Source organism: Xanthomonas campestris pv. badrii, assembly GCF_012848175.1.
GTDB classification, from domain to species: Bacteria; Pseudomonadota; Gammaproteobacteria; order Xanthomonadales; family Xanthomonadaceae; genus Xanthomonas; species Xanthomonas campestris_C.
Genome location: NZ_CP051651.1, coordinates 4117177 through 4138149 on the forward strand (window position 1 = coordinate 4117177; position 20973 = coordinate 4138149).

The window sequence follows — 20973 nt, forward strand, 5'->3', positions numbered from 1 at the left end:
GTCCAGTGCGGACATGACCTGTGGCCCAAGCCTTGCGCGCGGGCGAGCTGCTAGGCTTGCCCGCTCTCCGTTGCGTGCAGTTGTTGCCGATGCCCAGATTGTTGCCGCTGTCCTTGTTGTTGCTGGCTGTCACCGCGCATGCGCAGTCCGCCGCACCGCTCACCATCGAACAGGTGATGGCCGATCCGGACTGGATCGGGCCATCGGTCGAGCAGGCGTGGTGGCAATGGGATGGCAAACAGGTGCAATACCTGCTCAAGCGCGACGGCAGCCCGGTGCGCGACACCTACCGCCAAGGCATCGACGGTGCCGCCGCCGAACGCGTGGCCGATACCGCGCGCGCCGGCCTGGATGCCGCCAACCCCAGCTATGACGCCGCCCGCCAGCGCATGCTGTTCGCACGCAACGGCGACATCTTCCTGCGCGATCTGCGCTCGGGCGCGCTCACCCAGCTGACCCGCAGCAACGAGGTCGAATCGCGCCCGCAATTCGCCAGCGATGGCGGTGCGATCTGGCGTGCGGGCAACAACTGGTATCACTGGCGCGCCGATGGCGGCACCGCGCAGGTCGCCGTGGTCAAGGCCGAGCGCGACCCCAATGCCGCGCCCAAGGCCGATACCTTGCGCGAGCAGCAACTGGCCACGCTGGCCACGCTGCGGCGCGACCGTGAACAACGCGATGCGCTGCGCACCCAGGAAGACGCCTGGCGCCGTGCCGATGCCACCCGTGCCGCCGCGCCGGTGTATCTGGGCGATGAGGTCGAGATCGTCGACAGCGCCTTGTCGCCGGACGGCCGCCACCTGCTGGTGGTCACCCAGGCCAAGAAGGCCGACGAGGGCCAGGCCGGCAAGATGCCCAAGTACGTGACCGAATCCGGTTACGAGGAATTCCAGGAAGTGCGTACCCGCGTGGGCCGCAACGCGCCGGTCGCGCACGCGCTGTGGCTGGTGGATGTCACCGCCGGCAGCGCGCGGCAGCTGTCGTTCGACGCGCTGCCGGGCATCGCCACCGATCCGCTGGCAAGCCTGCGCAAGGCCGCCAAGCGCGATGCGCTCAAGGGCAACCGCGCGGTGCGGGTGGAAAGCGATGGCGATGGCAGCGGTCCAGCCGTGCACTGGAGCGACGACGGCCGCAACGTGGCGGTGGAAATCCGCGCCACCGACAACAAGGACCGCTGGATCGCCAGCGTGGATCTGGACGCAGCAAAACTGCAGCCGCGGCATCGGCTGAGCGATGGCGCCTGGATCAACTGGGACTTCAACGATTTCGGCTGGCTGCCCGACAACCGTACGCTGTGGCTGCTGTCCGAAGAATCCGGCTACTCACAGCTGTACACGATCGACGGCAACGGCAAGCCGCGCCAGCGCACGCGTGGCACCTGGGAAGTGTCGATGCCGGTGCCCAATGCCGATGGCAGCGGCATGTACTTCCTGTGCAACCAGAAGTGGCCGGGCGACTACGAGGTGTGCAAGCTCGACCTGCGCACCGATCAGCTCACCGAAGTGACCGCCTTGAACGGTGTGGAAGGCTTCAGCCTGTCGCCGAACGGGCAGCAGTTGTTGGTGCGTTACTCCGGTGCGTATCTGCCGCCGCAGCTGGCGGTGGTGCCGGCCGCCGGCGGCCAGGCCACCGTGCTCACCGACACCCGTACGCCCGCCTTCAAGGCGCAATCGTGGATCGCACCGCAGTACGTGCAGGTGCCGTCCAAACACGGCGCCGGCACGGTCTGGGGCAAGTATTACGGCCCGCAGACGCCCGAGCCGGGCAAGCAGTATCCGGTGGTGATGTTCGTGCATGGCGCCGGCTACCTGCAGAACGTGTCGCAACGCTACACGCCGTATTTCCGTGAGCAGATGTTCCACAACCTGCTGGTGCAGCAGGGCTACATCGTACTGGATCTGGACTACCGCGCCTCCGAAGGCTACGGCCGCGACTGGCGCACCGCGATCTACCGCAACATGGGTCATCCGGAGCTGGAAGACTACCTGGACGGCCTGGACTGGCTGGTGGCCACCAAGCAGGGCGATCGCGCACGCGCCGGCATCTATGGCGGTTCCTACGGCGGTTTCATGACCTACATGGCGCTGTTCCGCAGCCCCGGCACCTTCAAGGCCGGCGCGGCGCTGCGGCCGGTGGGCGACTGGATGCAGTACAACCACGAGTACACCTCCAACATCCTCAACACGCCCGAGCTCGATCCGCAGGCCTACAAGACCTCCTCGCCGATCAACTACGCCGACGGGCTGCGGGACCACCTGCTGATCGCCCACGGCATGATCGACGACAACGTGTTCTTCAAGGACTCGGTGGACATGACGCAGAAGCTGATCGAACTGCACAAGGACAACTGGCAGGTGGCGCCCTACCCGCTGGAACGCCACGGCTTCACCCGCGCCGACGCGTGGCTCGACGAGTACAAGCGCATCCTCAAGCTGTTCAACGAACAGGTGAAGCCTTAGAGCGTGTTCGGTACTTTGAGGTGAGTGTGAAGCGTCCTGTGGCGCGTCGAGTCAAGGCGTGCGCTGCGCCTTGCCCAGGCTGGCCGCCTTGTCAAGGCGCGCAACGCGGTATCGGCGCGCCACAGGACGCTTCCCCAGAAGATTGGCCGCCAGCGGCACGGAGTGCGCGCCGCGCAGCTTGCCTTGGCGCTACCAAGCCGGCGCCACGCAGCACCCGCTCCGCACCGCTGGCGGTCAACGCATCTCATCTCAAGGTGCATAACACGCTCCAAACCCGTCGAGACTGCGCGTGCCGTCCGCGCATAGAGATGGACGACACGCGCAGGGCTCGGGTGTTGCGCGTATTGCACGCAGATGCACCAGGCATCAAGGTGGTCATGGGCGCCCCCACCGGCAACATGCTGGTCGATGCCGGGGTCAGGCCATCTCGCAGTCACGATCCGCCCTGACCTACCGCGCAGAACGTTGCCGATCCGCCCATCGGCAGCGACGACGTTGCGATCAGGATCCACGTCGCAGCACGTGCGCAGGCCCACCAACCTCGGCGTCTGGGTTGCTTCGCACTCACCTGTTGCTACGCCAGTGGCTCTAAGCTTGGCGCAGGACCCAATGCCAGTCAGTTAAGCCCCGAGGGGAGCTGATCCAGTAAAAAGGGAACGTGTTCAACACGTTCCCTTTTTTGCTTGATGAGCCTGTTTGCGAGCGCTCTGCGCGAGACGTTACCGCGAGTCCCTGATCGACTCGACCAACTCAGCACATTGATAGAGCCGGCCTGGATCGAGCAGGCGCTGGCGACTAGCGGCAAGGCGTCGATCCGGCGGCGCAAGCTGCCGGCCGAACATGCCGTGTGGCTGGTGATCGGACTGGCGCTGTTTCGTGACCGACCACTGTGGCAGGTGGTGCAGCAGCTCGATCTGAGCCTGGACGCACAAGCGCTGCCCGCGCCGAGTGCCAGCGTGCAGGCCCGCCAGCGCCTGGGAGAAGAACCCCTGGCCGAACTGTTCGGTCTATTGACCCGGGCCTGGAGCCGCACACCGGTGGATACGCAGCGGCCACTGCGCGTGCTGGCGGTGGACGGCGTGGTCTGGGCAGCACCGGACACTGCGGAGAATCGAGCCGACCTCGGCAGCTGCAGCAACCAGCATGGTCCCTTGTCCTGGCCGCAGATTCGCGCCACCTGCCTGATGGATACCCACAGCCACGAGCTGCTCGACGCCAAGCTCGGCGGCATGGACTGCGGTGAACTGAGCCTGGCGGCGCAGCTGCAGGGCCAGGACCACTCGGTGACGCTATTTGACCGAGCGTACTTCTCGGCCGCGTTCCTGCTGGACTGGCAGGCTGCGGGCACGCAGCGTCACTGGCTGATGCGGGCCCGGGACAACCTGCGCCATGAGATCGTCGAACAACTCGCGCCCGGCGATGCACGCATCCGCATGCCGGTCTCGCCACAAGCGCGCAAGGCACGTCCGGAATTGCCCAGCCACTGGCAGGCGCGCCTGATCGAGGTCAGCGTAGGTGGGCGGCTACGGCGCTTCATCACCTCGTTGCCGTGTCCCCACACGCATCCAGCCCATGCCTTGGCCGAGCTCTATCGCCAGCGCTGGGAGATCGAGTTGGGATTCCGCGAGATCAAGCAGTCGCTGCAGGAGGGCGAACCGGTACTGCGCAGCAAGCAGCCCGCGCTGGTGCGCCAGGAACTGTGGGGCGTGCTGATCGCCTACACACTGCTGCGGCGCTGGATGCGAGAGATGGCCGCTCACGCCAAGGTGGAGCCCCAGCGCATCAGCTTCCACACAGCCAGCTATGCCATCGTCAACCTGCTGGCGGTCCCGAGCCTGGATTCGGCGGGCACCCTGCCCAGGCAACTGACGGCCTTGTTGGCACAGTCCAGGCACTTCGTGCTGCCACCACGCCGCACCGAACGAAGCTTCCCCAGAGTCGTCAAGAACCGCACTTCGAAGTTTCCTACGAAAAATGCCAATCAGCGTTAACTGACTGGCATTGGGCGCAGGACCGGCAAGTCGCCATCGCTGCACGCGTGCTGCCCACCGGTCCGCCGCATGACCGGTGCGCCGCCGGCATGATGGCGCTTCCACTCACCACGGGCGCAGGGAAGGGAGACGCGATGGGCCTGTGGGACCGTTTGTTTGGACGCAAGAGCACTGCGGCAGACACGCCGCGCACGGCACCGACGGCAACGTCTGTCGCTGCCGCAGACGCGTCGGAGGTGGCGGCCGAGATCGACCGCGTGCTGCAGCCGGCGCTGAGTGCGTTTCGGCGCGGCGACCATGTCGGTGCCTACAACGCTGCGCAGGCGCAGCTCCACCTTGGTGCCGATGCGCAGCGCCTGTGCGCGCTGTCGTTGAGCGCGCTGGACCGCTATCGCGAAGCCTACCCGCACTGGCTGGCGCTGTACGCGCTGGAGCCCACCGCACACAACGCACTGCAGCTGGCAACCACCTCGGTGATGTGCAACGAGATCGTCCAGGGCGAGCAGTGGCTGCTGACCTTCGACAACCTCAATGCGCAGGAGCGGTCCACCTCGCCGGCGACCGCGCGTACCAGCTTCCTTACCGCGCTCACCCGCGCCGGCCACGGGGCGCACGCGCTGCCGCACCTGGAATGGCTGCGCGAGGCATACGCTGGCATGTCCATCACCGACAGCCACTTCCTGTACGTGCGCGGGCTGCCGTTTCTCGAAGCCTTTCTTGAGCGCAGCACGCCGCTGTTGCGCCAATGCCTGCCTGCCGACACAGTGCCCGAGTGGTACGCGCAACTGCAACCTGCGCTGGATCCGCCCGGGCAGGCGATGGTGGCTGCCCACATCGCATCGCTGCAATGAGCGCCGTCCGGCCAGCATCGGCGCAGCAGCGTGGTAGCTTCGTCACTCCATTGGCGTGGGTTTCGCTGTTGCTGGGGGTGGTCAGCGTGCTGGCCAATCTGGTGCAGATCGCCATGATCGCACTGACGCCAGGTGCGGCATCGCTAGGGCTGCCCGAAGGCATCACCCTGCCCCCCTCCTGGCAGTGGCTGATCGATCACGCCCTGTCGTTATCCGTCGCCGGCGTGGTGCTCTCGGCTGCGTTCTGCGGGTTGAGTTGGGCGCTGCTGCAGCGGCGCGAGTGGGCAAGGCTTGGTTTCGTGGCGGTGTTGCTGGTGACCGGCCTGCTCAATTTCGGCGGACTGGCGTTGATCGGGCCGTTGTTCGACGGCGTGCAGGCGATGTTGCCTGCCGACGTCGTGCACAGCCCGGAATGGCCGGAGCTGCAGGCACGCCTGCAGGTGACCCGCCAGGCCGCGTTGCTGCTGACCGGCCTGGGCGCCTTGGCAATCGGCTGCGTGCATACAGCGCTGGCATGGCGGCTGTGTACTCCCGCAGTATGTGCGGAGTTTGCGTCGTCGGCCTCGGACTAAGAGCGGCAACGGTCCTGTACTTGGATGTAGATGCGTTTCGAGTGAGCAGTCGCGGGTAAACTTGGCGGAACTATTGGACGACGTGAAGCTTGATGAGATGCCTCGCGCGCTGTTTGGTAACCGCTGTTAGAGGCACCTGACGCGCCCAAAAGTCGGTGACGCGTATCTCAATGTGTTGCGGCGAGCCGCCAGCAAGCTTGCGATGCGGGTGCGAGCGAGCGCCGTGGACGCCGACCTGCGGCGCCTTGCCGGCTTTTTCGAGCCGCCGCGCTCATCGCTCAGACGCGCGAACGAAGACAGGAACTGCATAGCGCGCGATCTGGTGCGCTAGGTTGAATGCTGGCTGCGCCGTGACCGGAGGGGTACGCGTCCGACGCAGCGTTAGGTCGATCTTCCACGGCAAGCCCAGATCGGCCAGCGCCTCGCCAAGCCGCGCCAGACCAATAAAGTCGAGTGTGCTGGAGGTTACGCACAGATCAATATCGGAATTGGGCCGGTTAGTTCCGCGTGCGCGCGATCCGTACAGGCATACCTCTTCCACCGTGACGCATTGGGCGAAGACCGCGCCCATGCACAGCCAGTACGCAGCGGCCACGCCGCCTGGCGCCGGGGCGTCAAAGTCGCTCATCGCGAAACGCCTTGAGGCGCGCGGCGAGCGATTCGAGCAGCGGCAGATGGCGCTGGACGATGGCGCAGGCAAGCTCGCGTGCAATGACTCCATGGTGCGACTTCACCGCCAGCGCTCTGCACGCACACATCTCCATCCACAGCTCGCCGTCGCCGACGACACCTCGCGCGAAGGCCTCGCGGAATGTGTCCCGCGGTCCATGCAAATCGATCAGGCCCTGCCAGCGCAGGTACTCGTTGAGCGCATGCCATGCCATGTCATAGCAGATCTCGAACACCTTGATGAGGCCTTGGTCGGCGAGGTTGCCCGCCCCGAAGGTCTCTTCACCGATCTGACTGCGCGCCCACACGAGCGTGTACGCGAACTTGTCGGCACGCTGCTCCCAGCGTGCGGGACAATCGACCGGATCGGCCGCATCAAGCGCTTCGGGCAGTGCGCTGAGATTGGTCATAACAGTTCGCGGGCAAGGCGCGAGCGCCAACCGGCCACAGCGGCCGTGTCAGCCCGTTCTATTTCCGGTGGAAAGACGCGACGCTTGTGCGCGAAATAGACCTCGCGCAGGTCCCCTTCTTCCGAGGCGTTGTACGTCAGGAAGAAGGCGCGGCGGTGGGACCGGCTTCTATTGGGGCTGGACTGATGAGGCAGAAACGCGCTGAACACGACCGCGTCGCCGGGTAACAGGTAGAGCGCCTCCCACGAAATGGAGCATGCATCCACCAACTGACCGTGCGAATGGGGAAGCAGGGTGCGACCGCACGCGAACTCGCAATCGACCTGCAGCGCTCCATTTTCCGCCGTTGTCTCGTCCACCGCGACCATTACCGAGACCGCCTCTTGCGTCAGCAGGCGCCAAGCAGGCGCGTCCTGATGCGGCGCGTAGCCACCGCCTCCCGCCGGCTTGAGGTTAAGCTTTTCCTTGAAGAGCACGTACGGCCGCCCGAAGGCGGCAAAGACCGCCTCATGCATCGCCGGGTTGTCAAACACTGCTGGCGCCTCGGGGCAATGCTCAAGAAACGCCTCGACCCGGTTGAGAAGACGCGTGCCCCCGGGTCCGAGCTCGAAATACTTCATCCAGCGCCCGGCGGTTTCCGGTGCGGCTTCGAGGAAATCGGCCAGCACTCGCAATCGGTCAAGGGCCACGCCCGAAAATGCCGATCGCAGCACGATATAGCCGTGGCGCTGAAACGCCGAGGAATAATTGATTTGCCCCTTAATGGATTGCACAGGGTTACTCGCGAAGGTCGCTCGCCCCGAACGCAGCCGGGTATCGGACGAGGTAGTAGTCGTGCGCGTCCAGCAGAGGGCGCGCCAACAGTTCGCGAACCCCCTGCGCGAAGTACAGCGCCATACTGCAACACCCAACGATCCCGGCGGCGGTGGCTGCAGCCACGCAGGCGGACGTGTGCTGCAGCAGCCATCCGAAACCGCCGAGCCCAACCGGCACGGCCGCTTGGCTCAACCACTTGCCCCAACTTGAGAGCCGTGCCCGGAACGCCGCCGGTGTCGCCGCGCTCCGATACGCCGCGCATCGTGAGTTATGCAGGCCGGTTCCCACGCCGCACGCGAACGAACCGACCGCCAGTGTCCCCGCAGATGCACATACTGCGTAGAGGCCAATGCCCGCGCCTATGAGCGCAACGCTGCCGACAGCCGCTGACAAGGATGACACCGAGCCACGCCGACGCGGCGTCAGGCGGCTGCCTGCCCAGAGTCCGATGGCCATGGCGGCGCTGAACGCGCCCACATACCACGCGGGTTGCCGTTGCTCATGGAGAACGAGAACGGGCACTGTCAGGGAGACAAACGGAATGACGCACCCGTTGATGACCGCGCCGATCACGTTCCAGTCCCGCTCTGCCGGAATGCGAATCGACAGGCGCACCCCCGCCGTCAAACTGGTGAACCAACCATCGCGCGCCCTACCCGGCAACGCCGGCTCGGGGACACGGATCGAGGCAGTCAACAGCAGCGTAACCATGAGCATCGCCGCGTTGACCGCGAGGGCCAGCGACAACGGGATCCAGGTCGCGCCGAATCCGGCGATCAACGGCGCTAGCAGAAGGACGAGGGCCTGTGAGGCGGTAATCGCCGCAAAAGCCTGCCCGAGGCGTTCGCGCTGCACTAGCGACGGAATGATGCTGCCGGACACGGCCGTCATCAGGCTCACGCCCAACGCAAGCGAGCCGACAATGAGCTCGGTGACCAGCGGGCGGTAGTGCCCGTCCCATGTCGCAGCCCAAAGCGCGATCACGCCTGCAAGCGACCAAAGGTCTGCGGCGAGGGCACAGGCCTTGCGCGACCAGCGATCAGCCAGCGGCGCGAGGATGGGGAGGCTGACCAGCCCACACAACGAAAAAATGAGCGCCAACCGGGTAAAATCTGCCTTGGACCCCGTGCGTGGCAGCAGCCACCACGACAGACTCAGGAAGCTGCAGCGACCGCCGAGGATGGCGAGGAACTGCCCGGTCCGAAAGCGGACGAAGTCAGGCGAAGGCACGCGCGTGTGCCTCAGGGCGCAATAGGTCGTGCGGCGCCTGTCCAATGTGCCATAAGGTGGCCTCAATGGCCTCGACGAACGCCGACTGGTGACAGGTCATTAGGACTGTCCCTGCGCTAGCTGCATCATGGATCAGCTCGACGAGCGCGTCGGCGGTTATTTGGTCGAGTCCGTTAAACGGTTCGTCCAGCACGAGCAGCGGGCGCTCTATCAGCAACGCAGCCAGATGCATGAATTTCTTGCGGGTGCCGAGCGACGCCTCGCCGAACGTCGTGCCGAGGTAGGGTTCGACGTTGAGGCGGTGGACGAGGTGCGTAAATCGTGCGCCTCCCACGGCCTCGCCCTGTCCGTGCGCGCGCGCTACCAGGCGTGCGTACTCTTCTCCCGTCACGAAAGGGTAAAACGTGGCCGCATCTGGGACAAAGGCCAGGTTGCGGCGCGCGTCGACGAAATTGCGTTTCAAATCGTGTCCGGCAATGGAGATCCGGCCGCGATACGGAATGACGCCGCACACGGCGCCCAGCAAGGTCGATTTGCCTGCACCATTAGGGCCTGCGATGACGTGACAGCCGGTCGGAAACGCGTGTGTCAGCTCATCAAAGATCTTCGTCCGCCCGTACGAGATCGTCAGTTCAGTCAAGGACAGTGGAAGCATGGTCATCGCGCCCATACGGACGCCACCCAGGAGGTGGCAACTACGATAGAAATGGAGAACAGCAATCCGGCGGCGATCGTGTGCCTCGGCCACGCGCAGTAGGCGACGTACTGGAACGCGCTTAGCAGCATCGCACAGATCGCCACCAGCGCTCCACAGCGCAGCCCGCTGCGGGCCGCAACCAGGGACAACAGGACGCCAACGAACAGTAACGCCGGACCTTCGACCGCCACGATCGCCTGCAGCACCCGCACCGGACGCGCGATCGGCAGCGGCGCGAGAACACCCGCATAGGCCCGTTGGTGCCCCGTCAGCGTGCCGAAACCGAGCCCGAGAACACCGGTCGCGAGTGCCGCATAGGCGGCAGCTAATCCGACCGCGCGGGAAGGTGTCCCGTCGGACTGGGCAACCAGCAGGCCAACAAATACCCCAAGCGCGGCGACCAGTGCCAGCGTAAGGCGGTAGGCGCCATGCCTCCCGCGGTACAGGCCAATCCAATATAAGGCGGTCAGAGTTGTGCACCGCCATGCGGCGAGTCTGCCTGGCGCGCAACGCTTGGCTTGGCGTGGCCGAAAATCGCGGGGCAACGGCGGGCAGCTCCCGAGCCAGACGACGGCGGCGATGATAGCGGTCGCCACAAGCATCCTTGCGCCAGGTCTTGCGTCCCCGCACGCAAGAAAGGCCGCGCCGACGCTGATCGCCGCAACGACATAACGCGCACGCAGAATCGCCAACTGCACGATGAGTGCGATCGCGCTTACCGCCAGCATGGTCACGACGCGTTCGACCATATTCATGGGGGGTGGCGCGGTCCCTGCAGCAACCGCGAGCAGTACCGTCCAAGGGGTCGACACCGATGCAAGAAACAGCGCGTCGCGGAGCAACACCTGGAGCTGCGGCACGGGCAGGCTGTTCATGATCGCAGCCGCCGCTACAGAGCCCACGGCACCACGCTGGAGTGCCGCCCAGAGCGCCAGCACGAGGACATACCCGACCGCGCTGGCCCCGGCCGCGGGGTTCGGGGCGAAGACCTGCTGTAGGGGCGCCAACACGACCGCCTGGAAGGCGGGAAGGCCCGGCAGCGCAAGCAAGGCGATCACCAGCACGACCTGCTTATACCGCGTCACGCGCTCCTTGAGCTCGACGCGATAGTGTCGCAGGGCCAACCTCAGCAGATCAGAGGTGGACAGCGAGCGGCTATGCGGGCGCATAGGCCGCCGCCGCTTGAACACGTCCCACCGCTGCCTCGGCCCGGACGAACGCCCGGTCCAGGATGTCGCGTCCGCGCGCGTCGAACATGGCGCAGTTCGTACGCATGGCTTGGCCCAAGGCATGGATGATGCGGATCACACGCGCCGTCGAGCGATGGTAAACCGGACACGCGTCCAGCTGCCCGGTGGCCTCGCGGTACAGCAGCATTTCGACGGCAACGATATAGCTGTGAAACGCCAGGTAGATCGGGAAGCAGGTACCGCCCATTACGAAGGGCAAGCCGGTTTTGACCTGCACGTCTTTGCGATCCTGTGCCATGTGGGGGTCAAGCGTGTCATCGACGAAAAGCAGCATATGCACGAGCTGGTGGACAAGCAGCTCATGGAAATCCAGTTCGTCGAAATCGTCCTTGAAGTTGAAGTTCGCGACGCCGATGGTGTCTTCGGTGGTGCCGTTGGTGTATTCGCTCAGTTGGTTGACGACGATCAACCGGACACAGAAGTTCGCCATTTGGCACAGCCGAGGTGCCTTGTCGGAGAGCGTCTGCAATGCCCGGTCGAAGTAGCCGTTCGCCAGCCGCTCGCGCAGCAACGACGAGTTCTCCGCAAAGAAACGCTTCTTCTGCTCCGCGAACCGAGGCGCGTAAGGTTTCAGGCCTTCGAAATCGACGAGTCGCGGGCCCAACCAATCGATCGCTACCTCTATGATCGAGTGGGCCTGCAAAAATTGGTTGAACCCGGCGACAGCCGTCCTATCGTCTAATCGTTGAGCGTGCAGTGCCCCTGCGCGACGCAGTAGCAGGCTTGTGACAACTTCGTCCCCAAACAGGTGGTACATGGCGTCAAGCAGCGGCGACGGTCAGCGCTAGCGGCTTCCGCAACCCACGTCGGGCCAGGATGCCGCGGGCAATATCGAGCTCGGCCAGCGTGTCGCTGAACAAACCGAAATTGGAGTCGCGCTCGATGATAACGGCCTCCGGCCGTATGCGCCGACACACCTGATCGAACAGCTCCCACACCTCGCGCCAAACATCCGTAGCATGCGTGTCGACCATCATGCCGAACTTGCGTGACCCGCCGGCCAGATGCACCTCGATGACGCGGTCGAGCGGCAGTTGCTCCAAATAGGTCATCGGATCGAAGTGATGGTTCGACGCGTTGATGTAGAGGTTGTTCACATCAAGGAGCAGGCCACAGCCTGTCGCCTCGCACAGCATGCGCAGGAAATCCGCTTCGGGGATGATCGAACCCGGGATTGGGTAGTAAGAAGTGATGTTCTCCACGAGAAACGGCCGGTCGCTGAACGACTGAACTGCCCGGATCTTCGCAACGGTGCGCTCAAGGTCTTCGTTCGACAACTGCATGGGCATCAGATGCCCGACCTCGACCCCGTCCTCCGCAGTGAGCGAGAGGTGGTCGCTGAACCACTCGTGGGGCGTAACGGAAAGTGTGTGAGCAAGGTTGGTGCAATAGGTCTCCGGCATTTCATTAGACGAGCCAAGCGAGAGATCGAGTCCGTGCAGCGACACCGGCAGGCGTGACATGAGTATCTCAAGCACTGGATCGTCGCTCTGGATGAACAGTTTCTCGGTCGTGACCTCGAGAATATCCAGCGACCCGGTATTGGCGAGTAGTTCCTCACGGAGCTGGCTCTTGTAGTTCACACCGACCATTGTCGACATGGTTCAGCCCTCGTGCATGGCGTCGGGGATGCAAGGCGCAAGGACGCCCGCAGTTAGCAACGACGCAACTAGCGTCGACAGATGAGGATGCCGGTTGAGGAGTTCGGCATGCGAGTAGCGGCCGTCAAACAACTCGAGCGACTTTTCCACGGCGGAACCCAACTTGAGAGTCCCGACGCCGCCGCGCTTCCAGTTTTTGAAAAATAGATCACGCCTTCCTTGCCGACTTGTTCCGTAAAAAGATCGAGGATTGCGCGCCCGGTATCGCCCCGATAGCCGGAATGCACGGCGCCACTGAAGGCCATCACGTGGGCTTTTCGTTTCAGCGCCACTACGTCGCCTTTGACATAACCCACTACGTGCCCTGCCGCGTTCCACAAGAGCAGCAGCATCGCGCCCGATACCGCGTGGATTCGGCGTATAGCGTCCTCATACCGAGCGACGCTGGACGCGCGCTCCCCAGGCTCGAAGAGCATGAAACCTGTCTCGTCATCCAGCGATTGCAAAAACGCCAGCCAAGCGGCCGCGTCTTCAACTCTCGACGCTCGTAGAGAAACCGCCTTTCGCGCCAGCACCTGGGCAGGCGCTGCGACCTGTAATTTTGCATCCATGTCAGCCACAGTCTATGTCGCCGTCGATCAGGCATAGCGAGAGCCTAACCCGCCCAGTCACCTCGTTTCAACGTTCGCGTTCGTCCGAGGCATGCCCAATCCCTGTGCTCTCCTTCCCGCACAATTCCTACGTGTCATTAAATCCGAAGGTGCGGAGACATCTTTCCAAGCAGCCTTACGCGATTTTTCTACGGCGATTGTCCAGCGCAGCGGCGCGATCGAGTCGACCACATGGCGTTGAGCGCGCGTCGGCCGCCCCCCGCGGGCGGTCATCCTCGGGCAGGGCAGGTTGCCGGCGTTGGGACGGTTTTTTTTGATGCGCCCACCCAAGCGTTGGGCAACCAGAAAACTGTGAGCAGCAATGCAGAGCGTGGCGTGATGATGAAACCCCCGCCAACCACGTCCTTGGTAGTGATCCAGGCCGAACTCCTGCTTGAGGTCCTGATAATCGCGTTCGATCCGCCAGCGCGCCTTGACCGTACTGACCAGTTCCTTTCGTCGCGTGCTTGCCGGCAGATTGGATAGGAAGTATCTCGTTGGCTTGTCTTGGTTTTGGGGCATTCGATCTGCAGCCACTCTTCTTGGCGCAAACGATCCCCTTGCGCGGCACGCACGCGCAAGGCAGCAAAGCGCCCGGACAACGGTGCGCTGCTGCCTTCCCGCCATGACACGGTCCGGGAGGCGCGCCGAGGCAGCGCCAGTGCCAGTGCCTCTACCGACTGCCGGTGGCGATCGCCCGTGCGGCGATGGCGCATTGGAGGCGATCGGCACGCTCGCCGCTGGCGTCGCCAGCGATACGCTCACCGCCACCTGGCAGTTGTCCTGCTTTCCGATCTGCCCACAGTACTGTCGGGTCACACCGACCCAATGCCTGCCCTTCTTACGAAAACCCGTCTCGTCCACGATCCAATACACCCCGCCCTTCACATCCATGTGCGATGAGACGTACCGACCGACGCGCTCCAGCACCGCCGCATCGGACTAATCCGACTTGGCGAGGAGATGGTGCAAGGCTTGATGCCGAGCCCGTGTCCGCAGCCGATCCAGATGCGCCGCCAGCGGCTTCACGCTTTTGCGCTCAAACGGCAGCCTCAATCCCCGGCAATAACCGTGTAAGCCCGCCGTGCGATCGGCATGGCCAAGCTCAGCCGATAGCTCATCCAGAGGCGGAAAAACGCGCTTCGTGGCTGACACCGGCCATGTTCATCCTTGCGCGGTGTGGGCTGGCTAAAGGATCTATTTTTTTGACACACTAGGACTGACCATCTGCGCATAAAAACACTGGAAGCTTGCGTGTGCGGTTGCCTGGCGATCTTCAAGCCCAGGTCGAACGCACCGCGCGCCCATCGCTTGCGGCACACGCCGTAAACCTATCCTTGCGGCGAGGACACTGCACCAGCACATTGGTCGGCAGTTGCTGAAGGAGCTCTTCATACGGAAACGGCGCAGCAGAACACGCACGTGTCGCCGTTCGGTTGCACTGGCATACGACCATCTTGACGCGTCCTTGCCCGCTCACCGTCGCGGGATCCTTGGCGACATGGATGCCGCCAAGGAGCTACAGGGACGTACTTGCAGCGTGTCCCGCGATGGTGGGCGGGCAAGAACCCTACAGCCAGCGCAAAGACCTCGAGGGAGCGGCGCCGTCACCAGACAGTTTGCTGGTGGTCTTGTCGCGAAACGAAAGCACACCTCGCACGGTTGGCTGACTGTTGGCTGCCGCGCTGGAATTTTGCGCACCAAGTGACACGACTGGTCGTTGCCCTGCACTGATTGCTACGCCGTCACCCGCATCGCACTGCGACAAACGGGCGCGCTTGCGCGGGATACACCACGCCCAGTGCACGGCTTAGAATTGGGGCCATGAACGAATTCGACCGTGTACGTGATTATCTGACCGACCTGCAGGACCGCATCTGCGCCGCGGTGGAAGCCGCCGATGGACGAGCGCGCTTTTCCGAAGACCTGTGGCAGCGCGAGGAAGGTGGCGGCGGGCGCACCCGCATCCTGCGCGATGGCGCCGTGTTCGAGCAGGCCGGCATCGGTTTTTCGGACGTCTCCGGCACCCGCCTGCCGCCCTCGGCCAGTGCGCACCGCCCCGAACTGGCGGGAGCCACCTGGCGCGCCTGCGGGGTGTCGCTGGTGTTCCATCCGCACAACCCGCACGTGCCGACCACGCATATGAACGTGCGGTACTTCCGCGCCGAGCGCGATGGCGAGGTAGTGGCCGCGTGGTTCGGCGGCGGTTTCGACCTGACGCCGTTCTACCCGGTGGATGAGGACGTGCAGCACTGGCACCGCACCGCGCAGACGCTGTGCGCCCCGTTCGGCGAAGAACGCTATGCCGCGCACAAGCGCTGGTGCGACGAGTACTTCTTCCTGCGCCATCGCAACGAGACGCGCGGCGTCGGCGGGCTGTTCTTCGACGACCTGGGCCAGGACTTCGAGCACGACTTCGCCTATCAACAAGCGGTGGGCAATGGCTTCCTGGATGCCTACATGCCGATCGTGCAGCGCCGCAAGGACACTGCATTCGGCGAGCGCGAGCGCGAGTTCCAGCTGTACCGCCGCGGGCGCTACGTGGAGTTCAACCTGGTCTACGACCGCGGCACCCTGTTCGGGCTGCAGAGCGGCGGGCGCGCCGAGAGCATCCTGATGAGCCTGCCGCCGCGGGTGCGCTGGGAATACGGCTATAGCGCCGAGCCCGGCAGCGCCGAGGCACGCCTGCTGGACTATCTGGTGCCGCGCGACTGGCTGGGCTGAATCGGTCGCACGCATCTGGGCAGGTTGCTGCGCGATGCGGCCATCGGCCTGTATCAGGCAAGCTGGCCGGTGCGCGTGCTTCGGCCCTGCCGCATCGCGACAGTGCGCTACACAGCGTGGCGCGGTAGATGGCCGCGCGTGATCGCTGGCAGATATCGACTTGCTGACGGTATTTCGCCAATCGCGATCCAGCGCTTTCACATCCGCCCTCAGTTAAAGCTGAATTGGGAAAATGAAACGCTGTGTTGATTGAATGAATTAATCACACCCATTTAAATTTGTGATTAATTGCGGCGAGCAGGATCCGCTTCACCGTGCTGCGTTGCGCAATATGCCCCTGAAACTCGTGTAACGCGCGCAATAAAAAAGCCCCGCAGACCAGGGGGAGGTCGGCGGGGCCAGGGAACGGAGACTTGGGGAGGAGTTTCCGCTCCGAGATCTGCTCCAGGGGATGGGAGAGATCTGCCGACAGGCGTTGCGCCCGTCGAGGGATATAACACCATTTTCTACATTGATGGATCGTGAAGATAACTGTTAAAAAAATGTAGAATTTAGCGGTTATTCATTCCCTCAAATCAGCCGAATTCGGATTATGTCCGCGTTTTGTATGGCTGGTCTGCTCATTCAGCATACCAGCGCACGTGACTGCGTCAGTGCGCCTCATCCCAGTTATCGCCAATGCCCGAATCCACCACCAGCGGCACGCGCAACTCGGCGGCAGCCACCATGCGCGTGGTGACCTCACTCAGCAGCGTGTCGACGAAATCGGTGTCTGCTTCGAACACCAGTTCATCGTGCACCTGCAGGATCATCTTCGCGCGTTGCGCGTGGTCGGCGATCCAGCCATCCACGCTGACCATCGCACGCTTGATGATGTCGGCGGCGGTGCCCTGCATCGGGGCGTTGATGGCGGCGCGCTCGGCACCGGCACGCTGGCCCTGGCTGCCGGCGTTGATGAAGTCCAGATACAGGCGGCGGCCGAACACGGTCTCCACATAGCCCTTGTCGCGCGCCTGTTGGCGCGTGGTTTCCATGAAGTCGCGCACGCCCGGGTAGCGGCTGAAGTACAGCGCGATGTAGTCCTGCGCTTCGCCACGGCCGATGCCGAGCTGACGTGCCAGGCCGAACGCGCTCATGCCGTACATCAGGCCGAAGTTGATCGCCTTGGCGGCGCGGCGCTCATCCGCGCTGACGGTGTCGATGGTGCGGCCGAACACGTCCGCAGCGGTGGCCCGATGCACGTCGGCGCCGGACTCGAACGCGCCCACCAGGCCAGGGTCGCCGGACAGGTGCGCCATGATGCGCAGCTCGATCTGCGAATAGTCGCAGGCGACCAGCTTGCGCCCGGCCGGGGCGACGAAGGCACGGCGGATGCGACGGCCGTCTTCGGTGCGGATCGGGATGTTCTGCAGGTTGGGATCGGACGAGGACAACCGCCCGGTGGCGGCGCCGGCCTGATGGTAGCTGGTGTGCACGCGCCCGGACTGCGGGTGGATCATCTCCGGCAGCTTGTCGGTATAGGTGCTGCGCAGCTTGGCCAGGCCGCGGTACTCCAGGATCACCCGCGGCAGTTCGTGCTGGTCGGCGATGGCTTCCAGCGCTTCTTCATTCGTCGAGGGCTGGCCCTTGGGTGTCTTGACCACCGCAGGCAGCTTGAGCTCGTCGAACAGCAGCGCCTGCAGCTGCTTGGGCGAATCCAGGTTGAAGGTGCGCCCGGCCAGCTCGGTGGCCTTCTGCTGGGCGGCGAGCATGCGCTTGGACAGGTCCGCGCTCTGGCGGCGCAGTTCGGCTGCGTCCACGCACACGCCGTTGGCTTCGATGCGGGCCAGCACGCCTACCAGCGGCATTTCGATCTCGCGATAGACGCGCTCCAGGCCCGGCTCGGCGGCCAGCTTGGGGCCGAGCACCTGGTGCAGGCGCAGGGTGATGTCGGCGTCTTCGGCGGCGTAGCGGGTGGCGTCTTCCAGGCTGACATGGGCGAACGGGATCTGCTTGGCGCCCTTGCCGCAGATGTCTTCGTACTTGACCGTGTCGTAGCCCAGGTAGCGCTTGGCCAGGCTGTCCATGTCGTGGCGGGCGCTGCCGGAATTGAGCACGAAGCTCTCCAGCAAGGTGTCGTCGGCATAGCCGGCCAGCTCCACGCCGTGACGGCGCATCACGTGCAGGTCGTACTTGCCGTGCTGGCCGAGCTTGCGCACGGCAGGGTCGGTGAGCAGCGGTGCCAGCTGCGCCAGTGCCTGGGTGCGATCGAGCTGGGCCGGGGCACCAGGGAAGTCGTGGCCGAACGGCAGGTAGGCGGCGTGGCCGGGCTCGGCGGCGACGCTGAGGCCGATCAGGTTGGCCTGCAGGGCATCCAGGCTGTCGGTTTCGGTGTCGAAGGCGAACTGGCCGGCCGCACGCAGGCGCGCGATCCAGCTGTCCAGCTGTTCCTGGGTCAGGATGGTGGCGTACTGGCCGGGCGCGGCCAGTGCAGGATCGAGATCCACCGGCGCCCTGGCCGGGCCGGAGACGAAGCCGGTACCGCGGGCGCGGCCGGGTTCGGTGCGGGCCACTGCCATCGCGTCGGTCTGCGCCCCGGTTGCGGCAGCGCCACCGAGTTCGCGCAGCGCCTGGCTGAAGCCGTAGCGGGCATACAGCGCGGCCAGCGTTTCGCTGTTGGGCTCGCGCAGTTCCAGCGCGCGCGGGCCGCTGGCCAGCACCACGTCGGTCTTGATGGTGACCAGCTCGCGGTTGAGCGGCAACCGCGGCAAGGCGGCGCGCAGGTTGTCGCCGATCTTGCCCTTGATCTTGTCGGCGTTGGCGATCACGCCGTCGAGCGAGTCGTATTCGGCCAGCCATTTGGCGGCGGTCTTGGGGCCGCACTTTTCCACGCCGGGCACGTTGTCGATGGCATCGCCCATCAGCGCCAGCAGGTCCACGATCTGGTTGGGGCGCACGCCGAACTTGGCGATCACCGCCGCGTCCGAATCCATGCGGCTGCCGCTCATGGTGTTGACCAGTTCGATGCCCGGGCGCACCAGCTGCGCGAAGTCCTTGTCGCCGGTGGAGATGGTGACGCTCAGGCCGTCGGCCGCGCCCTGCAGCGCCAGCGTGCCGATCACATCGTCCGCTTCCACGCCGTCGATGCGCAGGATGTCGATGCCCAGCGCATGCACGATGTCGCACATCGGCTGCACCTGCGCGCGCAGGTCGTCGGGCATGGACGGGCGGTTGGCCTTGTAGTCGGCATACAAGTCATCACGGAATGTTTTGCCGGGCGCATCCACCACGAACGCGACGTAGGCCGGGCGCTCCTTCAAGGTGGCGCGCAACATGTTGACCACGCCGAACAAGGCGCCGGTGGGCTCGCCCTGGGCATTGGTCAGCGGCGGAAGCGCGTGGAACGCGCGATACAGGTAACTGGACCCGTCGATCAGGACTAATCTGCTCATGCAGTGATTCTACGCTGCACGCCCACGCCACACCCGGCCAGCGCATACTCGGCGACGACCTCACACGGACCATCACGATGAAGAGAGCACGTCTTTTGCTGTTGCCGCTGCTGCTGCTTGGCGGCTGTGCCACCACCTCCGGCGGCGCTGGCGGTGACGGGATCCCGGCCGGTGCCGATGTCACCAGCAAGACCATGGGCAATGGCGACAAGGTGGACGAATACCGCGTCAACGGTCAGCTGGAAATGGTGCGCATCACGCCGGCACGCGGGGCGCCGTACTTCCTGTACGACCGCGACCACGACGGGCACACCGACGCGGAGAAGGACAAGGTCAACAAGGTGTATTGGCAGCTGTATAGCTGGTGATTCGGGATTCGGGATTCGTAGAGCGTGAGCACGGCGGCTTTGCCAGCCGCTCGTGCCGGTGATGCCGGCCTTGGGCGGCCTATGTGGATGCGATGGCCGTTTGGTTCCGGTGAGCCGGAGCTTGTCAGTGACGGGTAACGCTGATGCGGGTCTACGGCGCCTGACGTCGCTGGGCGCAGGGCTCAGCCGTTGTCCAGCGGGCCGGTGACGCGTTGCAGGTCGTCGATGCCGGCCGGGGCCAGTTCCTTCATCAGGGCCAGGAAGTCGCAGCCCACCAGGCGCTGCGCGCGGCGCAGCAGCATCGGGACCGGGCTGGAGGGCTCGCAGCGCGCGTAGTAGGCGCAGATCTCGTCCAGGCGGCGCAGCACATCGTCCGGACCGGCAATGGCACCGGGCGGGCGGGCGCTGCCGGCCACCGTGGCGCTGCCCTCGCCTGCCGGCACGGCGTCGGCCTCGGGCATGTCGGTCGGGGCACCGCTGTCGCGGGCCTGCCAATGCGGCAGCACGAAGCGCTCCAGCTCGCGCAGGTCGGTCAGCAGCGGGCGCAGGTCCGGCGCGGCGGTGCCCAGGCGTTCGGTCAGCAGGGCGTCGATCGCACGCGTGTGCGCCAGCGCATCGCTGATGGCCTGGGCGGAGGCGGCCAGCGTCTCGGGCGCGCAGTCCAGGCAGCAGGCTTCGATTTCGGCCAGGCTGGGGCCGCTCTGGCCGTCGGGGAGCTTGATGCTGCCGTTGGCCACGCGCAGGTCGCGCAGGCTGAAACGGCCCAGCCGCGGCGACTGCACGAACGCGGTGGTGCGCAGCACACCGAGCAGGCCCATGGGATCGCTCAGGCCGACCAGGGCATTGACGCGCGAGGTGGGGTCGTCGTCGTCGTCGGCATCCAGTTGCGGGTGCACGCTGTCCCAGTGCTGCTCCAGCAGGCCGTGGATCAGCGCCAGGGTGTCGGCCCAGCCGGGCAGCCCGCGCAAGCGCAGCCAGGCCGCGCCGAGCCGGCTGGCCACGCGCAGGTCGCGGCTACGCCGGCTCAGTTCCAGCGCCAGCGTCTGCACCTTGTCCCAGTCCGGTTCTTCGGCGGCGATGACACTGTCGCCCAGGCTGCGTTCGGCGCGGATGGCCGAGTCGCGCTCCAGGCGCAGGAAGTCCGGGTCGTATTCCAGATCCGGGCCGGCCGGCGCGTCGTCGCTGACCGGAGCGAGCAGGGTCTGCAGGGTGCTGTCGTCGTGCATGGCATGGGCTCCGTCGGGGATGCCGCCG

General features: G+C 65.0%; 18 protein-coding genes and 1 pseudogene. 6 read left to right on the plus strand and 13 right to left on the minus strand.

The features are described from left to right. Positions 1-98: 98 nt before the first annotated feature. The 4 genes from HG421_RS17555 (at position 99) to HG421_RS17570 (ending at position 5873) form a co-directional block, all read left to right on the plus strand. Positions 99-2459 carry a S9 family peptidase gene (locus tag HG421_RS17555; protein WP_169708246.1) on the plus strand — a complete coding sequence of 787 codons (2361 nt, stop codon included), beginning with the start codon at positions 99-101 and terminating at the stop codon, positions 2457-2459. 686 nt (positions 2460-3145) lie between these two features. Next, positions 3146-4450, plus strand: a complete 1305-nt coding sequence (locus HG421_RS17560; RefSeq protein ID WP_168968412.1) for an IS4 family transposase — start codon at positions 3146-3148, stop codon at positions 4448-4450. A 134-nt stretch (positions 4451-4584) separates the two neighbouring features. Next, positions 4585-5301, plus strand: coding sequence for a hypothetical protein (locus HG421_RS17565; RefSeq protein WP_169707480.1), 717 nt, complete (start codon positions 4585-4587; stop codon positions 5299-5301). Continuing rightward, entirely contained in the window at positions 5298-5873 is a 576-nt protein-coding gene (locus tag HG421_RS17570; RefSeq protein WP_169707481.1) for a hypothetical protein, read from the plus strand. The genes HG421_RS17565 and HG421_RS17570 overlap by 4 nt, the downstream gene beginning before the upstream one ends. 271 nt (positions 5874-6144) lie before the next feature. Here HG421_RS17570 and HG421_RS17575 read toward each other — a convergent pair whose 3' ends face one another. The 11 genes and pseudogenes from HG421_RS17575 to HG421_RS21640 all read right to left on the minus strand — a co-directional run. Then, complete coding sequence (locus tag HG421_RS17575; protein WP_104622223.1) at positions 6145-6501, minus strand: nucleotidyltransferase family protein; 357 nt, start codon at positions 6499-6501, stop codon at positions 6145-6147. Then, on the minus strand, positions 6488-6952 hold the full coding sequence (locus HG421_RS17580) for a nucleotidyltransferase substrate binding protein (protein ID WP_169707482.1): 465 nt from the start codon (positions 6950-6952) through the stop codon (positions 6488-6490). The genes HG421_RS17575 and HG421_RS17580 overlap by 14 nt, the downstream gene beginning before the upstream one ends. After that, complete coding sequence (locus HG421_RS17585) at positions 6949-7725, minus strand: phytanoyl-CoA dioxygenase family protein (RefSeq protein WP_169707483.1); 777 nt, start codon at positions 7723-7725, stop codon at positions 6949-6951. Before HG421_RS17585 ends, HG421_RS17580 begins: the two co-directional genes overlap by 4 nt. Positions 7726-7729: 4 nt before the next feature. Next, positions 7730-8998, minus strand: a complete 1269-nt coding sequence (locus tag HG421_RS17590; protein WP_169707484.1) for an MFS transporter — start codon at positions 8996-8998, stop codon at positions 7730-7732. Continuing rightward, positions 8985-9668, minus strand: coding sequence for an ATP-binding cassette domain-containing protein (locus HG421_RS17595; protein ID WP_169707485.1), 684 nt, complete (start codon positions 9666-9668; stop codon positions 8985-8987). Before HG421_RS17595 ends, HG421_RS17590 begins: the two co-directional genes overlap by 14 nt. Next, the gene (locus tag HG421_RS17600; RefSeq protein WP_169707486.1) at positions 9656-10864 is read right to left on the minus strand and encodes a hypothetical protein; all 1209 of its coding nucleotides are present in this window, start codon (positions 10862-10864) and stop codon (positions 9656-9658) included. The genes HG421_RS17595 and HG421_RS17600 overlap by 13 nt, the downstream gene beginning before the upstream one ends. Continuing rightward, positions 10851-11702: a hypothetical protein gene (locus HG421_RS17605; protein ID WP_169707487.1), complete on the minus strand. Its 852-nt coding sequence runs from the start codon at positions 11700-11702 to the stop codon at positions 10851-10853. Before HG421_RS17605 ends, HG421_RS17600 begins: the two co-directional genes overlap by 14 nt. 4 nt (positions 11703-11706) lie before the next feature. Then, on the minus strand, positions 11707-12546 hold the full coding sequence (locus tag HG421_RS17610) for a DUF692 domain-containing protein (protein ID WP_169707488.1): 840 nt from the start codon (positions 12544-12546) through the stop codon (positions 11707-11709). A gap of 68 nt (positions 12547-12614) precedes the next feature. Continuing rightward, positions 12615-13157 carry a GNAT family N-acetyltransferase gene (locus tag HG421_RS17620; RefSeq protein WP_248279406.1) on the minus strand — a complete coding sequence of 181 codons (543 nt, stop codon included), beginning with the start codon at positions 13155-13157 and terminating at the stop codon, positions 12615-12617. Positions 13158-13214: 57 nt separating this feature from the next. Further along, complete coding sequence (locus HG421_RS21635; RefSeq protein ID WP_429001925.1) at positions 13215-13718, minus strand: transposase; 504 nt, start codon at positions 13716-13718, stop codon at positions 13215-13217. A 156-nt stretch (positions 13719-13874) separates the two neighbouring features. Next, positions 13875-14351, minus strand: a pseudogene (locus HG421_RS21640) (transposase); the annotation flags it as partial. A gap of 669 nt (positions 14352-15020) precedes the next feature. Here HG421_RS21640 and hemF point away from each other — a divergent pair. Continuing rightward, on the plus strand, positions 15021-15920 hold the full coding sequence (gene hemF / locus HG421_RS17630; RefSeq protein ID WP_169707489.1) for an oxygen-dependent coproporphyrinogen oxidase: 900 nt from the start codon (positions 15021-15023) through the stop codon (positions 15918-15920). 650 nt (positions 15921-16570) lie between these two features. Here hemF and polA read toward each other — a convergent pair. Beyond that, positions 16571-19351: a DNA polymerase I gene (gene polA / locus HG421_RS17635; protein ID WP_169707490.1), complete on the minus strand. Its 2781-nt coding sequence runs from the start codon at positions 19349-19351 to the stop codon at positions 16571-16573. Positions 19352-19428: 77 nt separating this feature from the next. On the opposite strand from polA, the gene HG421_RS17640 reads away from it, so the two are divergent. Continuing rightward, positions 19429-19719 carry a DUF2782 domain-containing protein gene (locus HG421_RS17640; RefSeq protein ID WP_169707491.1) on the plus strand — a complete coding sequence of 97 codons (291 nt, stop codon included), beginning with the start codon at positions 19429-19431 and terminating at the stop codon, positions 19717-19719. A 182-nt stretch (positions 19720-19901) separates the two neighbouring features. On the opposite strand, the gene tssA is transcribed toward HG421_RS17640, so the two are convergent. Next, positions 19902-20945 carry a type VI secretion system protein TssA gene (gene tssA, locus HG421_RS17645; protein ID WP_169707492.1) on the minus strand — a complete coding sequence of 348 codons (1044 nt, stop codon included), beginning with the start codon at positions 20943-20945 and terminating at the stop codon, positions 19902-19904. Positions 20946-20973: the final 28 nt, after the last annotated feature.